The organism is Salinisphaera sp. SPP-AMP-43, from assembly GCF_049568105.1.
In the GTDB taxonomy this organism is placed as follows: Bacteria; Pseudomonadota; Gammaproteobacteria; order Nevskiales; family Salinisphaeraceae; genus Salinisphaera.
In genome coordinates, this window is sequence record NZ_CP145335.1 from 3464662 (window position 1) to 3479872 (window position 15211).

Genomic DNA, 15211 nt, shown 5'->3' on the forward strand with positions numbered 1-15211 from the left:
GAAGGAGATGATGCCATGGCTTGGTTTGGTGATCGCAGCAACAAAAGCGCCCATACGCAGGGCCCGGAAAGCCCACAGGCTCTGCGCGGCTATGCCGACCAGTATTCCGAGACCCGCTTCTGGAGCAAGATGTCGCGGGTATTTCGCCGCGCGGGCTACGAACTGCTGGAAAAAGCCCTGTGGTTACACTATGCCGCCCAGCGCCCGGAAACGCCCGGCTGGGCCCGCGCCACCGCCTATGGCGCGCTGGCCTATTTCGTGCTGCCTTTCGATGCCGTACCCGACTGGCTGTTCGGCTTCGGCCTGACCGACGATCTGAGCGCGCTGACCCTTGCCGTGGCGACCATTTCGCAATATATCGATGCCGGCGTGCGCCGTCGCACCACTACCAAACTGGACAGCTGGTTCGGCCGTCCCGACCATCGGCGGCCGATGCACACAGTCGAATGACGTCGCCCGATCTGGCCGGCCGTCGGGCACTGGTCACCGGCGCGTCCAGCGGGGTCGGCGAAGCCGTCGCGCGGCAGCTGATTGCCGCCGGAGCCCAGGTCGTGATTGCCGCTCGCCGCAGCGATCGGCTTGCCGCCCTGGCCGACGAGATCGGCGCTGTACCGATCACGATGGATCTCGCCACGGCCGAGGCGTGTCAGCGCCTGATCGCCGAGGCTGCGGCCGCGCTCGGCGGGCTGGATATCCTGGTCAACAACGCCGGCCTGCACCACCGCGGCGATTTTGCCGATCAGAGCGCCGAGCACCTGGCGGCTATGGTCGACGTCAACCTGCGGGCGCCGATCGTTCTCAGCCGGGCGGCGCTGCCATGGCTCGAAGCCACTCCTTCAGCGGCCATCGTCAACGTCGGCTCGGTCGCCGGGCGCATGCCGGTGCCCGGCAGCGCGACGTATTCGGCGACCAAAGCCGGCCTGCGCACCTTGAGCTATGCGCTGGCCGAAGAATGGCGCGGGCGCGGCGTGAATATCTCGGTCGTTTCCCCTGGCCCGATCGCCACCGAGTTCATCCTGCGCGATATTGATGCGGTCACCGACCTGACCTTTTCGCAACCGATGAGCACGCCCGAGCAGATCGCGGAACTGGTACTGGCTTGCATCGTCGACCGGCATCCGGTCGAACGCACCCGGCCAGCCTCGACCCGGGTCATGACCACGCTCGGCAGCCTGTTCCCCAGCCTGCCGCGGGCTCTTCGTCCGCTCCTGACGGCCAAAGGGCGCCGGGCCAAGGCACGCTATCGCTAGTTTGATGTTCTGATTGCTGGCGACGCAGGATCGCTGCATATCGCGGTCAGGGCGCTTTTGAATGCTCGGCGTTGTACCGGGTACCTACCGGGGTCTGGCGGATTGCATTGCGCACTTCGCAGCCGGACCTTGTCTGGCCGGTATGGCCCGAACTTTCCTGTACGGCCATAGATAGGCGTGTTGCGCGGCATACCGCCGGCCGACTGCGAAGATATCTTGCGCTTATCACCGGCGGGATCCACAGTGTCGTGACAAAACAATCAATGCATAGGAGTTTTGTAGCATGGGTATTATCGCGTGGATCATATTCGGCTTAATCGCCGGCGCGATCGCGAAACTGATCATGCCCGGCGAAGACCCGGGCGGCATCATCGTGACCATCATCATCGGCATCGTAGGTGCCGTAATCGGTGGTTTCATTGGTGGCCTGCTTGGTTTTGGCGGCGTGAGCGGTTTCAACATCGGCAGCTTCATCATCGCCATCCTGGGCGCCATCGTTCTGCTGGTGCTCTACCGTATGGTCGCGCGACGCTGATCGCCGACCACTCGTCTGCGAGCCGGCGCGATGATCGCGCCGGCTTGTTGCCCCGCCATCTGTCCCAGCCGCCGCGCCAATCGGCCCGGTCCCGAGTTCTTGCTCCTCTTGGCGATGCGATCACTTGCTCATTGCTGCCGATCCCGACGATCGGCCAACTGCGGCCCTACTGATCCAAACAACACCACTCGGCACCACGATCTGTGACCGTCGAACGGTTTTAACGAAAACCGCGATCTCAAGAAATTCCCCGCTCCGCCGATGAATTGCGATGTGTGATGCCGCGCACGCAATAACTAATACCTCGCGGGGGGGGATTTTAATGGCCGCAACACAATGGGACCTCGGATTCGACGCAACCGCCGAGGACAGCGCCTCGCGCGTCGAACAACCACAAAAGCCAGCCCGGCGCTCGATGCGCAACTGGCCGCTCAAATACAAAATTGGCCTGCCGTTGACCGTGCTCTTGGCCCTGGCAGCGGTGATCGTCGCTGTCGTAGGATGGCAGCTGCGCAGCGAACTCTATAATTATCGCGAAAAAGGTCTGACCAACACGGTCGATATGGCCGAAACCATGATCGCCGGCTTTCATAAACGCGCCGAACAGGGCTATCTGAGTTCTGCCGAAGCCAAGCGCAACGCGCTCGATGCACTGGCTGAAATGCGTTTTGGTGCCGACAAGAAGAACTACGTCTTCATCTCGGATGCCGACGATCGCATTGTCTGGCATCCGCGCCGTCAACCCGGCACGTCCATGCACGACTATGTCGACGACAACGGGGTCGCGGTATATCGTTTGATCGGCGACATGGCCCGCCAGAACGGCCAGGGCTTCATCTATTATTCGGCCACGCGTTCCGCCGACGGCCCGCAAGTGCCGAAAATGACCTATGTCGAGCGATTCGACCCCTGGGGCTGGAATATTTCGGCAGGCGTCTATACCGACGATATTCAAGCCGCCTTCTATGCCCAGCTGGTCAAATACGGTTTGATCATCGGCGGCTACGGTCTGCTGGTCGCCCTGGCTCTGCTGATGCTCGCACGCACGATCTATCGTGCTCTGGGCGGCGAAACCTATGAAGCCCAGGCCCAGCTCAATCGCGTAGCCAACGGTGATCTGACCGCGACCACCCAGCTCAAAGCCGGCGATCGGGATAGCCTGATGGCTAGCGTCGAAGCCATGCGCCGCGATCTGGCGGCGATGATTGCGCGGGTGCGCCAGGGTAGCGAATCAATCGACAGCGCCGCCGGCGAAATCGCCGATGGCAACACCGATCTTTCGACTCGCACCCAGCAACAGGCCGCCTCTCTGGAAGAAACGGCAGCTAGCATGGAACAGCTGACCTCCACGGTCAGCCACAATGCCGACAATGCCAGCAACGCCAGCGGTCTGGCCGACAAGAGCAGCCAAGCCCTGGACGATAGCCGACGCCTGATCGGCGAAGTGGTCGAGACCATGGGCAATATCCGTCGCGGTGCCGATGAGATCTCCCAGATCACCACGCTGATCGACGACATCGCCTTCCAGACCAACCTGCTAGCGCTCAATGCCTCGGTCGAGGCTGCCCGGGCCGGCGAACACGGGCGCGGATTCGCCGTGGTCGCCAGCGAAGTCCGCAAGCTCGCCCATCGTTCGGCCGATGCCGCCAAAAACATCACTGGGCTGGTGGAACGCTCGGTCAGCCAGGCCCATAGCGGCGCCGAACGCGTCGATCAGGCCAGCGAGTCGATGCAAACACTGGGCGAACACGTCGAACAGACCCGGACGCTGATGGCCGAAATCTCGAGTGCTTCGAACGAGCAGTCGCGAGGCATCGAGCAGGTCAATCAGGCCGTAACCCAGATGGACGAGGTCACCCAGCAAAACGCCGCCCTGGTTGAAGAAGCGTCTGCGGCGTCGCAGTCGCTCAAGGACCAGGCGATCTCGCTGCGCGAGACCGTGCAACGCTTTCGTGTGCCCGACGATGCCCTAACCACCGGCTGATCACCGCGCAGGGCAGTAGCCGGCGCCCCGCGGGTCGCCGGCTTTTTTGTGCCCACGGGAAAAGCAGCGGCTTGGTTCGATGCGATCGCTGCCGGATCTAGGCCCGCAGCACACCCTGTACGCCGTCCCAGCCGAGCTTGATCACCAGCGCCAGCAGTATCCCGCGGAACACGATGCGAAACACGCGCTCGGAGACCAAACCACCGAGACGACGCCCGATCACGGCGCCGACAATGGCGGCCGTGGCCATCGGTAACAGCAGATCCCAGCGCGTGAACACGCTGTAACCCGCGACCGAAAAGGCAACGATCTTGAGCGCATGCGCCGACATCTGTGATACCGCCATGGTCGCGATGATGTCGTTCTTGTGCCAGGCATCGCGCAGAAAAAACGGTGCCACCAGTACGCCGATACCGCCAACCAGTGGCCCCATGATGCCGCCGATCAAACCGGCTGCCAGCAGCCCAGCCGGGCCGTGCAAGCGCAGATATCGCGCCCAGACTGGCCATATGCCGACCGCGATGAAGCCGGCCATGATCAGGCGCAGCACATCCGGATTGGTCGAGGCCACCCAGGGCGCGACTAGAAACGGCGCCGGTATCGCCATGACCAGAAACAGCCCCAGCGCACGCCATTGGATATGCGGTGCATAGACCACCGCTCGCCCGCCGTTCGAAGCCAGCTGTACGGCCGCGTGCAACGGCAGGGCCAGCGCCGGCGGCAATCCTACGGCGTACATCAGCCCGATCAGGATCATGCCCCCGCCCATGCCCGCCATCGCCGACAGAATGGCGGTCAACAGAGCAGCAATCGTAAGCACGACGATCAGCGTCATGCGCCCGCCAATCGTCGGCCACAGCGAAACCGCCTCCGGCACCAGAACGCATGCCGCTTCATGCCAGCCGCACCGCCTCGCAGGCAGTCACTGGCGAGCCACCACCTGGGCTTTGAATGCCGCTCAGCCGGAGAATCAATAGCGCGCTCGGTGTGGGTTTCGGAGCCAGATTCTAATGCGCCCGAAGTCATGCTGCATCGGATGCCGGCACCCACCGACTGCGCCCGATACCCAATGCCGGGCCCGACAAGCGCTTGTACCAACGTCAGGTCTGCTAGACTCGCGAGGCTTAAAATTATGATGTCGTCTGCCGCGCGTGACCCCATGAAACACGAAACCGACAACCTCCGTATCAAAGGTATCCAGGAACTGATTTCGCCGGAGGCGCTGGTCGCCGAACTACCGGTCTCGGATGCCGCCTCGACGACCGTGCACGACACCCGTGTCGCGATCGAGCGCATTCTGGCCGGCGAGGACGACCGGCTGGTGGTGGTCGTCGGCCCCTGTTCGATTCACGATGTCGATGCCGCTCTGGAATACGCAGAAAAACTCAAGGCGGTCCGTGCGCAATATGCCGACGATCTGTTGATCCTGATGCGCGTCTACTTCGAAAAACCGCGCACGACCGTCGGCTGGAAAGGCTTGATCAACGACCCGGATCTGGATGACTCGTTCAAGATCAACAAGGGCGTGCGTTCGGCGCGCAGCCTGCTGTCGCGCCTGGCCGACCAGGGCGTGCCGGCCGGGGTCGAATTTCTCGACCTGATCACTCCGCAGTACCTGGCCGATCTGGTCTCCTGGGGCGCGATCGGCGCCCGGACCACCGAATCCCAAGGCCATCGCGAACTGGCCTCGGGCCTGTCCTGCCCGGTCGGCTTCAAAAACGGCACCGGCGGCTCGATCAAGATCGCGGTCGATGCAGTGGGCGCAGCCCAGCACCCCCACCACTTCCTATCGCTGACCAAAAAAGGCCAGTCCGCGATCTTTGCCACTGCCGGCAATGCCGATACCCATCTGATTCTGCGCGGTGGCAACAATGGTCCAAACTACGACGCCGACTCGGTCGCCGGTGCGGTCGCCCAGCTGGGCCAGGCCAATTTGCCGCCGCGGGTGATGATCGATTTCTCGCACGCCAACAGCCGCAAGCAGTACAAAAAACAGCTGGAAGTCGGCGATGATGTGGCCGGCCAAATCGCAGCCGGCAGCCGTGCGATCTTCGGCGTGATGATCGAATCGCATCTGTTCGAGGGTAATCAGAAACTCGTGCCCGGCATCGCCCCCGACTATGGGGTGTCGATTACCGATGCTTGCCTAGGCTGGGACGACACCGAAACCTTGCTCGGTGAGCTTGCCCATGCGGTCGCCGAGCGCCGCGACCTGGCCACCAGCGACGACGACTGATACGCGGCCCATGCAACCGCCATAAAAAAGGCCGCCCTCGGGGCGGCCTTTTTTATGGGCTACCAGTAAGGCCCAGGCAATAGTGCCGCCAACAGGCGCGCCTTAACATCCGGTTTGACCTGCGCCTCGCTACGCGCGGAATAGCCGCGGGCCGCCTTCGACGACGGGAACATGTGGAAAGCCTTGTGCAGGACAAAGTCGTTGACCTTGGGCCACATCGCATAGCTGATCTGGGCCGTGGTGCCCAGCGGTGAGGCAATACTTTTCGGCCGATCGATGATCGCGGTCACGATCATATCCGCAGCCTGCTCGGGCGTCAGCGCTGGCACATAGTCGTAGAGCTTGGTCGGCGCGATCATCGGCGTTCGGACCAGCGGCATATAGATCGTAGTCAGATCGATATTGCGCGAGGCGACTTCCGGCGACAGACACCGCGAAAACGCATCCAGCGCGGCTTTCGAGGCCACATAGGCCGAAAAGCGCGGCGCATTGGTCAGCACCCCGATCGACGAGATGTTGATGATATGCCCCGAACGGCGCTTGGCCATCGACGGCAGCAGATTGAAGATCATTCGCAGCGCGCCGAAATAATTGAGCTGCATGGTGCGCTCGAAATCATGAAAGCGCGACAGCGATTCGAACACCGAGCGACGAATCGAGTGGCCGGCATTGTTGATCAGAATATCGACGTGATGGTGATCGCGCAGGATTTGATTCGTGCAGTCGTCGATCGCTTCCAGCTTCGACAGATCGCAGGAATAGGCAAAGGCCCGCCCGCCCATATGCTCGATGATCGCCCGAGTTTCTTCGAGCCGCTCGGGATTGCGCGCAATCATACAGACCGTGGCCCCGGCATAGGCCAGCTTTTTAGCTGCCATGAAGCCGATACCGCTGGATGCCCCGGTAATCACCACCACGCGGCCGGACACCCGGCGTACTAGCGTTGCCGGCACATCAACATGGCAATCGATGTGCAGCTCCCAGTAACGCCATAGCGTTTCGGCGTAATCGACCAGCCTCGGGCATTTGATGCCACTTCCGGCCAGCGCCGCGCGGGTATTCACATCGTCGAAGATCGCCCGATTGTTGACATAGCCCAGAATCGACAGCGGCACGCCGAGCTTGCGCGAAACCTGTTTTTCCAGCCAGCGCGCCATCGGCAGTCGGCTGGCGATGCGCTTGAACTGGCGTTCGACATCGGCCGGCCATTCCTGGCTCGGCAGATTGCGGATCACGTCCGGGCCGTGCGCCGCCCGGACGAAGATCTTAAGCATCTCGCCGGCGGTCGGCGGGTCCGGCTGGACCAAGAAATAGGCCTGGCCGTTGCCGGAGCGCTTGTGGGCAATATGCACCATGGCCGAAACCACGTAGTCCACCGGCGCGATCGGCATGCGCCCGCCCTCGAGGCCGAGCAGCGGCAGCCACTTCGGCAGACGGTCGCGCAGCGCCTTGATCGCCGGGAAGAAATAATACGGCCCGTCAGCCTTGTCCATTTCCCCGGTCTCGGAATGCCCAACCACCATGCCGGGCCGATAGATCCGCCAGGGCACGGTCGCACGCTCGCGCACGATCGCTTCCGACTGGAACTTGGTCCGGTAGTAGGGATGCGACAGCGTCTGCCCCACATCGAACATGTTGTCGGTGAACACACCGTCGTAATCCGCACCGGCGATCGCGACCGACGACATGTGGTGGAACAGCGGTTTGCGCTTGTTTTCGGTCGCCAGTGCAGCAGCCAAGGCAACCATGTTCGCCGTTCCGCCATTATTGACCCGGTCGGCCTGGGCGTCGGTCATGTTCATGTCGTAAACCGCGGCCAGATGAAAGACATGATCGATAGTGCCGGCCAATTGCGCCTTGGCTGCCTCGTCGATCACCCCCGGGCGCGTGATATCGCCCCAGACCGGGATCAGATTCGTTTCATCAGCCCCCAGGGCCTCGCGCAGCGCATCCAGCTTCGCGACACTGGCTCGACGCATTAGCACATAGACCGTACTCGCCCGACGCGCCAACAGCCGCTCAACCAGGAAACGTCCAATAAAACCGGTCGCGCCGGTCACCAGGTATTTCATCTCTTATTGCTCTCTTTGCAGCCGGCGCCGTATTGTTTTCGACGATTTTACGCGAGGCCGAATCGGCCGGGACCGCCCCCGGTCCCGCAGCCCGCCTGCGATCTGACAGAATAACCGTTCAGCCCCACGCGCTGGTAAACCATGAGCGATACTATCTTTAGCAAGATCATCAACCGCGAGATCGAGGCCGACATCGTCCATGAAGACGATCACTGCCTGGCTTTTCGTGACGTCAACCCACAGGCGCCGCTGCATGTGTTGGTGATCCCGAAAAAACCGATCGACAAGCTGGTCAACGCCGCCGACAGCGACCAGGCCCTGCTGGGGCACCTGATGCTGGTCGCACGCCGGGTCGCCCGCGACCAAGGCTACGGCGACGCATTCCGTCTGGTGATGAACAACGGCGAAGCTGTTGGCCAGAGTGTGTTCCATCTGCATCTGCATGTACTGGGTGGCCGTGCATTCGAGTGGCCGCCAGGCTAGAACCGGCCGGCAACCCCAACGCGCGTACGCCAGGCGCGGGCGCGCAACGAGCCGAGACGTCGCGTCCGCCGCACCGTCACCGTGTGGCGGTGCGCAACGACGCAGAACGGCGACCCAACAGCACCTGCCCCGTAGGACCGAGCTGCTGACGTCGCACACGCAGTCAGGCAGTGCTTGGCCCCGGCTTGGTGGCCATCGCCGTTCGCGCCTCGGACTTGTATTTTTTGCCAACGGCTTTATTGTTTCCGAGTGAAAAATGCCGCGCATGCCGCCGGCGCCGTGCCGCCCCTCGGTCTGATTGTCCAGCCGAAGGCACGCCGTTCCTTCCTCAAAGCAACGAATTCTGATGAGCACGACCGCCAAATCAGACAACGCCGACTCGCCCGACACATCCGCCTCGGACCCAGCTGTTTCCCGCGAGATCGAAGACGTTCAAGGCCGGCCCGATCCGCGCAACCTCGCGATCAATAAGGTCGGAATCTGCGATATTCGGCACCCAGTCTCGATCGCCCAGCGCATCGGCGGCAATCAATCGACGATTGCCACCTTCGGCATGTACGTCAACCTGCCCCATGAGTTTAAGGGCACCCATATGTCGCGCTTCGTCGAGATTCTCAACGCCCATGAACACCAGATCACCCTGGAATCGTTCAAGGCCATGCTCGGCGAAATGACCGACCGTCTCGAGTCCGACAACGGCCATATCGAGATGACCTTTCCCTACTTCATCGACAAGTATGCCCCGGTCACTGGTGAAAAAGGCGTCATGGACTATGAAGTAACCTTCATCGGTGACCGCGTCGACGGCCGGACCGAGATGCAGGTCGAGGTCAAGGTGCCGGTGACCACGCTCTGCCCTTGTTCGAAGGACATCTCCGACTACGGGGCCCACAACCAGCGTTCCTTGATCACCATTCGGGTCAAGGCCGACGAATTTTTCTGGGCCGAAGAGCTGATCGACATCGCCGAGTCCGAAGGCTCCTGCGAACTGTTTGGGATCCTCAAGCGAATCGACGAAAAAGCCGTTACTGAACGCGCTTACGAAAACCCCAAGTTCGTCGAGGATGTCGTTCGGGACATCGCCACACGGCTGAACGACGACGACCGGTTTCTTCGCTATCGAGTGGAATCCGAGAATTTCGAGTCGATCCATAACCATTCTGCCTACGCCATGATCGAACACGACAAGGCACACCCCGCCGTCTAAAAAAGTCCATCCGGAATCCGCATATCGCAGCGCATGCTGTGCCGGCCCTACCCGGCATCGTGCGATGCGTACCCTTTAGTTCCGCGACCTCTGTCATGCCGAGCCGATATGCGCTGAACAGCCGACATGTATATGGGCGGCCTCTGTTTTAGACCGCGCCCCCATGAACGATGGCCCTGTTGGAGCGACTGCGGCCACCGTCCAATTCCTAATCCGCATAGCCGCCAAATTCCCGGCTGCCCGGCATCTCCCGATCATGCCCATACCGGGGAAATACGGGGCAGCCGCGACTAGCTGTCCGTCGAGGTGGGCGGGTTATCAGGTCGGGTCGCAGCACTGGAGACCGTGGTTCTTGAAGCACGCGATTTTCCGGCCACCGGTCGGTTTTTCGAGTTCGCCCGCGGCGCTTTCCGGCCACGAGCGCCGGATTTCTTCACCCGACCGCGGCCGCGCCCACGGTTCGAAGCCGGTAGCGCCAAGCCCTCCGGACCGGCCGCAAGCTGGGCCGACATGCGCTGGTAGCCGCCGATCGCAACCTCCGTCAACTCAGTTCGCGTCTTGTTGAGCAAACTCAGCGTCGCACGATAGGCCGCGCGCATTTGTTTGCGGCCCGCAGGTACGTATCGACTGGGCCGTTTCGCCACCTTCTTCAAACCATCGTTTTTGGCTCTTTGAAAGGCCGCCCGTGCCGATGTGTAGATGTTCTTGGCCGCACCGACTTCGGTGTTGGCCACCGACCGGCTGTTGCGCGCCACTATGGTCATGGCCTGGCGCTGCGTATCGCGACAGGTATGCCAGAGCCCCCGATACATCTGGCTGGTCATATCGATACGCTGGCGGACATTCGATGCAATATTCTGGATCACCATGATTCGGCCCTCCGAAAACTCTGCCGTCACCGATCGCCCGGTCTATAGATTTATGAGCGACCACCCGAATGCTTATTATGCATAAGTATGTTGCGTTGCAACAGCCAAAATGACGCCGATACGGCAGTAGTGACCTATTCGCGTCTGGACCGGTCATGGTTTACGCAGGACGCAATACTGAATATATTTACAGCATGACGACACTGACCGCGAAACAACAACGGGTCTACGATTTCATTCGGGATACGCAGACCCGCACCGGTGCGCCGCCAACGCGGGCTGAAATCGCCCGGGCGCTTGGATTTGCGTCGGCCAATGCGGCCCAGGCGCATCTGCGCACGCTGGCGCGCAAAGGGGTCATCGAGCTGGGGTCGCGGCGCAGCCGCGGGATTCGATTGCTCGATCAGAACGAAGCCGCCAACGAACAGGAACAGGGTCTGGCGGTGATCGGTCGCGTGGCTGCCGGGGCACCGGTACTGGCGGTCGAAAACGTCGAACGGCGCGTGCATATTTCGCCGGAGCTGTTTTCAGCACCGGCCGACTATCTGCTTACCGTGCGCGGCAACAGCATGACCGGCGTAGGTATTCTCGACGGCGACTTGCTTGGCGTTCGGGCGGGCGGCGAAGTCCGCAACGGCCAGATCGGTGTTTTTCGGATCGACGATGAAGTCACCGTCAAACGCTTCCAGCAGGACGAACACGGCATTCGGCTACAAGCCGAAAACCCGGCTTATGAAGATATCCGGATCGATCCCAACCGCGACACCCTTGCATTGGAAGGATTAGCGGTTGGCGTGATCCGCTCGGTCTGACTCGGCCTCTACAACGCCATACCCGTGATTCGCAGCCCATGCTACCGGCTATGCCCTGGCTATGCCCTGGCAATGCCCTGGCAATACCGATCGCAGCAGCGCTTTTGAGCCGGCCGCTACCACGCCGGCAAGACGACGATCCTCAGCCGGGGCAGTCACCATCAGATAACGGTACCCACGAGCCCAGCCCGTACACTCATAGCCGATAAGCAAGCCTCAGCTTTCGGCGGTTCAGGCCCTTCAGGCCCCGTCTTATCGGGTACGTACGGCGGGCACGCCGAACGCGCTCTGCGAGCGAGCAAGGCACTCCAGTCCGTGCGCTCGACACCAAGGGCCCATGCTCTTGCGCCGGCAGCGGCCCGCGCCCAGAAGCACGGCCCGTGGCTCATCTCTTACCCGCCGCCGTTTCGGTTCAACGGCACGACAACCGCTTCGGCACGATCGTTCTGACGCCGTCCCGCGGCCGTGTCGTTGGTCGCCACCGGGTGGCTTGCGCCCATGCCGCGCGCACCGAGTCGATGCGGATCGACGCCGGCCTGAACCAGCAGTTGGGCTACATCGCGGGCCCGTGCCTCAGACAACCCCTTGTGGTAGGCCTGGACCTGCTGATCATGGCCCAGATCCTGCTTCTGGAGCTGCGGGTTGGCATTCACGAACGCCTTGAGCTGCTGGGCCGGCGGTTCGCTGCTGCTGCTAAAGCCAAAGATCGCAAGCCCCCGCTTGGGATGCGCAGCCATCAGTTTCGCCAGCCGATCGATGACCGAGTGCGATCCTTCGGTCAGACGCGCAGTCCCAGGCTCGAACTGCAAGCTACCCAGCATCTCTGGCACGACACGCCGACCGACCAACTGGCCGCCGCCTGCCGCACTGCCACCGCTCAACCCTGGCTGGCGCTGTTGCTGTTGCTGTTGCGCCTGTAGCTGACCCAACTGCTCCAGCCCGATCTCGCGCTGGGCGGTGTACTGGGCGATCTGGGCCAGGCGTTCGGCGCGATTGGCCTCGGTGGCAACTTTGGCCAGCGCCTGGTCGCTGCGATCGTCATCTTCGGCAATCGCCTGCCAATCGTCCTGAGCCTGTTTGAGCGCCTGCTTGGCCTGCGATAACGATTTCGCATCGAACTCGTCGATGCGCTTTTGTGCCTCGGCGGCCTGCACTGCATCCTCGGCGTCCGACAGCGGCTCGAAAGTCGGCAAGCCGCCGTGGCGGCTACGATGGACCGCATCGCGCCAAGCGACGTTTTCGGCCTGCATCCCCGTCAGCGACGGTCGTGGCGGCACCGAGTCCGAATCGAACGCCGCACAGCCGGCGAACCCGAACAGCGCGACAGTCAGTGTCGCAGCGAAGATCAAACGAAGCACTACATGCCCCCTAGCGTGTTATTGCCCGAGCCGAGCGGCGATAGACCTGATCGCTGTTGGCGAGCACCGCCCAGCGAAGACGATGCCCCTCCGGCCGCGCTGCTGTTCTGATCGCTCCCCCGGCCCTGTAGCTGATCGAGCTTCTGCCCGACCGCGCCCGCCTGGGTTTTGACCAGAGCCGCCCGAGCATCCAAGCGCGCTTGCTCGACCAAGGTCTGAATTCGATCGTCCTCGGCATCGGTCAACGGCCGATCGACCTCGGCCGCAGAAAACAGAATGTCGCGGGCCACGGTCAAATGGCGTCGCGCACTGTCGACGATTCGCGGTGCGAACTGGTCGGCGTGGGCCGCAACGGCCTTGTCGAGCGCCTGGGTGGCCGGATCGAGCACACTGTCGTCCGGCAAGTCCGGGCGCGCGGCCCGCTGGCTGGCGCAGCCGCTCATGACAATCGCGCCCACGATCGCCAAGCCCACGATCAGGCGCCGGCACATGCGAGGGTCAGTGGCCGACATTCGGGTTCTCCCTGTTCGATACAGTCCGTGGTTGTTTCCGACCACGGATAAACCAAGTCGCGATTCTAGCAGCGCTTTGGCACAACACTAAAAACGACTGTCTCGGGCGACTCATACCTGCGGCGTTGCCCCGCCCGCACCGGCATCGCGTAGGCCCTGGCGGGCAGCGGCCAGCGCACTCGGTCGGCCGACATCGATCCAGCGACCGCGATGATGCTCACCGCTGGCCCGGTCCGCGGTGATCGCCTCGCGCAGCACCGTGGCCAACGCAAAACGTGGCGTATCCCGTCCGGCGAACCAATGCGGTGCAAACACGCCCACCCCGGCATACGTCAGCCGCGGAGGCGTTTCGACGATCGTATCGCCGCGCAGCCCGAAGTCGCCGCGAGGATGGTGCGGGGGGTTGTCGACCAACACCAGATGCGCTTCAGCCCCGGCTCGGCGCTGGGCCACGGCCCCATAATCGATATCGCTGACCACATCCGAGCTGATCACCAGAAACGGCGCTGGGCCCAGCACAGGCAAGGCATGAGCGATACCACCGCCGGTATCCAGCTCCCCCGGGGTTTCACGGCTGTAGACGATCCGCACGCCGTAACGTCGCCCATCGCCGAGCGCCGCCTCGATCTGTTCCGCCCGATAGGCGACATTGATCACCACGTCGTAAAAACCTGCCGCAGCCAAGGCTCGCAGATGATGGCCGATCAACGGTTGGCCCCCGACGTCGATCAAGGGTTTGGGGGTGCGATCAGTCAACGGGCGCAGCCGTTCACCCCGTCCAGCCGCAAGAATCATCGCTTTCATGGTGTGCCTATTGCCTCGGGTCGATCCAGATAGGGCACGAGCGGCGCCAACTCATCGAAACCCTCGACCACCGGTCGGAGATAACCAATGAACCGGTCCAGGTCGGTGGCATAGCGTGGCTTGCCGTCGCGGCGGGCGATGCGCACGAACAGGCCGAGGATCTTGAGATGGCGCTGGGCCCCGGTCAGAGCCAAATCGTCGCAAAAGGTCTGCCAGTCGCCTGCAACCGGCAGTTCGCGACCGAGCGCGCCGTCCCAGTAATGGCGTACCCATCCGTCGATGCGGGACACCGGCCAGCTGATGAAGGCATCGCGGAACAGACTCGCCACATCGTAGGTCGCCGGCCCATAACGCGCATCCTGGAAGTCGAGAATGCCGGGCAACGGATGGGCGACCATCAGATTGCGCGGCATGAAGTCGCGATGCACATAAACCTGCGGCTGCGCCTCGATCCGGTCGAGCAGAAAGGCGAATGCGCTTTCAATACGCGCAGACTCGCGCCGGTTCGGGGTGTAATCGAGCTCGACCGGCAGGTACCAGTCGCAGAACAGCTGCATTTCGCGGGCGAACGTAGCGCGGTCATAGTCCGGCAGCACACCCGGCCGACTGGCCGACTGCCAATCAAGCAGCGCCCCGATCGCAGCGCCGAACAGTGCATCGGCATTGTCCTCATCCAGAACGCTCAGATAGGTTCGATCACCCAGGTCGGTCAGGCACATGAACCCGTGCTCGGCGTCATAGTCGAGCACCGAAGGCGCGTTCAGCCCTGCCTGCTCAAGCAGCGAAGCCACGGCCACGAATGCCAAAGTGTTTTCGGATTCCGGCGGCGCATCCACGGCGATCCAACTGGCCTCGCCCCGCCGGGCGCGGAAATAGCGTCGCCGGCTGGCATCGGCCGATACCGTAGACCATTCCAGAGCACCGCCGAGACGCGCGCTAAGCCACGCCACGAGCTGTTGAAAACGTTCATCATGCGCGTTCATAGCGTTTCCCCGAGAGTGCTGCGCGTTGCGGCCACGCGCTGCGGTGCGCATAATCGCAGGCCAAAGGGGCATCGCTTGCGAATACAACAACTTCGGCCCGCGCTGG

15 protein-coding genes are annotated in these 15211 nt (G+C 62.5%); 8 read left to right on the forward strand and 7 right to left on the reverse strand.

Annotation, left to right across the window (positions count from 1 at the left end):
• Window positions 1-15: 15 nt before the first annotated feature.
• The 4 genes from V5738_RS14855 to V5738_RS14870 all read left to right on the forward strand — a co-directional run bounded on the left by V5738_RS14855 (window position 16) and on the right by V5738_RS14870 (window position 3769).
• The gene (locus V5738_RS14855; protein ID WP_423821598.1) at window positions 16-450 is read left to right on the forward strand and encodes a YkvA family protein; all 435 of its coding nucleotides are present in this window, start codon (window positions 16-18) and stop codon (window positions 448-450) included.
• A complete protein-coding gene (locus tag V5738_RS14860) occupies window positions 447-1250 on the forward strand; it encodes an SDR family NAD(P)-dependent oxidoreductase (RefSeq protein ID WP_423821599.1) in 804 nt (267 codons plus the stop codon). Before V5738_RS14855 ends, V5738_RS14860 begins: the two co-directional genes overlap by 4 nt.
• Before the next feature lie 283 nt (window positions 1251-1533).
• Window positions 1534-1785: a GlsB/YeaQ/YmgE family stress response membrane protein gene (locus V5738_RS14865; RefSeq protein WP_423821600.1), complete on the forward strand. Its 252-nt coding sequence runs from the start codon at window positions 1534-1536 to the stop codon at window positions 1783-1785.
• Between the two features lie 322 nt (window positions 1786-2107).
• The gene (locus V5738_RS14870) at window positions 2108-3769 is read left to right on the forward strand and encodes a methyl-accepting chemotaxis protein (protein WP_423821601.1); all 1662 of its coding nucleotides are present in this window, start codon (window positions 2108-2110) and stop codon (window positions 3767-3769) included.
• A gap of 97 nt (window positions 3770-3866) precedes the next feature.
• Here the strand turns inward: V5738_RS14870 and V5738_RS14875 are convergent, their stop codons facing one another.
• Window positions 3867-4604 (reverse strand): sulfite exporter TauE/SafE family protein, encoded by a 738-nt coding sequence (locus V5738_RS14875; protein ID WP_423821602.1) that lies wholly within the window; start codon window positions 4602-4604, stop codon window positions 3867-3869.
• Between the two features lie 324 nt (window positions 4605-4928).
• On the opposite strand from V5738_RS14875, the gene V5738_RS14880 reads away from it, so the two are divergent.
• On the forward strand, window positions 4929-6005 hold the full coding sequence (locus V5738_RS14880) for a 3-deoxy-7-phosphoheptulonate synthase (RefSeq protein ID WP_423821603.1): 1077 nt from the start codon (window positions 4929-4931) through the stop codon (window positions 6003-6005).
• A 59-nt stretch (window positions 6006-6064) separates the two neighbouring features.
• Here the strand turns inward: V5738_RS14880 and V5738_RS14885 are convergent, their stop codons facing one another.
• Entirely contained in the window at window positions 6065-8077 is a 2013-nt protein-coding gene (locus tag V5738_RS14885) for an SDR family oxidoreductase (protein WP_423821604.1), read from the reverse strand.
• A gap of 141 nt (window positions 8078-8218) precedes the next feature.
• Here V5738_RS14885 and V5738_RS14890 point away from each other — a divergent pair, with 141 nt between their 5' ends.
• Together V5738_RS14890 and folE2 are read left to right on the forward strand one after the other, a co-directional pair.
• A complete protein-coding gene (locus V5738_RS14890) occupies window positions 8219-8560 on the forward strand; it encodes a histidine triad nucleotide-binding protein (protein ID WP_423821605.1) in 342 nt (113 codons plus the stop codon).
• A gap of 346 nt (window positions 8561-8906) precedes the next feature.
• Window positions 8907-9767, forward strand: coding sequence for a GTP cyclohydrolase FolE2 (folE2, locus tag V5738_RS14895; protein ID WP_423821606.1), 861 nt, complete (start codon window positions 8907-8909; stop codon window positions 9765-9767).
• A gap of 290 nt (window positions 9768-10057) precedes the next feature.
• Here folE2 and V5738_RS14900 read toward each other — a convergent pair whose 3' ends face one another.
• The gene (locus V5738_RS14900) at window positions 10058-10636 is read right to left on the reverse strand and encodes a hypothetical protein (protein WP_423821607.1); all 579 of its coding nucleotides are present in this window, start codon (window positions 10634-10636) and stop codon (window positions 10058-10060) included.
• Window positions 10637-10830: 194 nt separating this feature from the next.
• On the opposite strand from V5738_RS14900, the gene lexA reads away from it, so the two are divergent.
• Entirely contained in the window at window positions 10831-11448 is a 618-nt protein-coding gene (lexA, locus tag V5738_RS14905; RefSeq protein WP_423821608.1) for a transcriptional repressor LexA, read from the forward strand.
• Between the two features lie 392 nt (window positions 11449-11840).
• On the opposite strand, the gene V5738_RS14910 is transcribed toward lexA, so the two are convergent.
• From V5738_RS14910 to V5738_RS14925, 4 genes are all read right to left on the reverse strand, one after another.
• Window positions 11841-12806 carry an OmpA family protein gene (locus V5738_RS14910; protein ID WP_423821609.1) on the reverse strand — a complete coding sequence of 322 codons (966 nt, stop codon included), beginning with the start codon at window positions 12804-12806 and terminating at the stop codon, window positions 11841-11843.
• Complete coding sequence (locus V5738_RS14915) at window positions 12806-13318, reverse strand: hypothetical protein (protein WP_423821610.1); 513 nt, start codon at window positions 13316-13318, stop codon at window positions 12806-12808. The genes V5738_RS14910 and V5738_RS14915 overlap by 1 nt, the downstream gene beginning before the upstream one ends.
• 111 nt (window positions 13319-13429) lie before the next feature.
• Window positions 13430-14122, reverse strand: a complete 693-nt coding sequence (gene murU, locus V5738_RS14920) for an N-acetylmuramate alpha-1-phosphate uridylyltransferase MurU (protein ID WP_423821611.1) — start codon at window positions 14120-14122, stop codon at window positions 13430-13432.
• Window positions 14119-15105, reverse strand: coding sequence for an aminoglycoside phosphotransferase family protein (locus V5738_RS14925; RefSeq protein ID WP_423821612.1), 987 nt, complete (start codon window positions 15103-15105; stop codon window positions 14119-14121). Before V5738_RS14925 ends, murU begins: the two co-directional genes overlap by 4 nt.
• Window positions 15106-15211 lie beyond the last annotated feature (106 nt).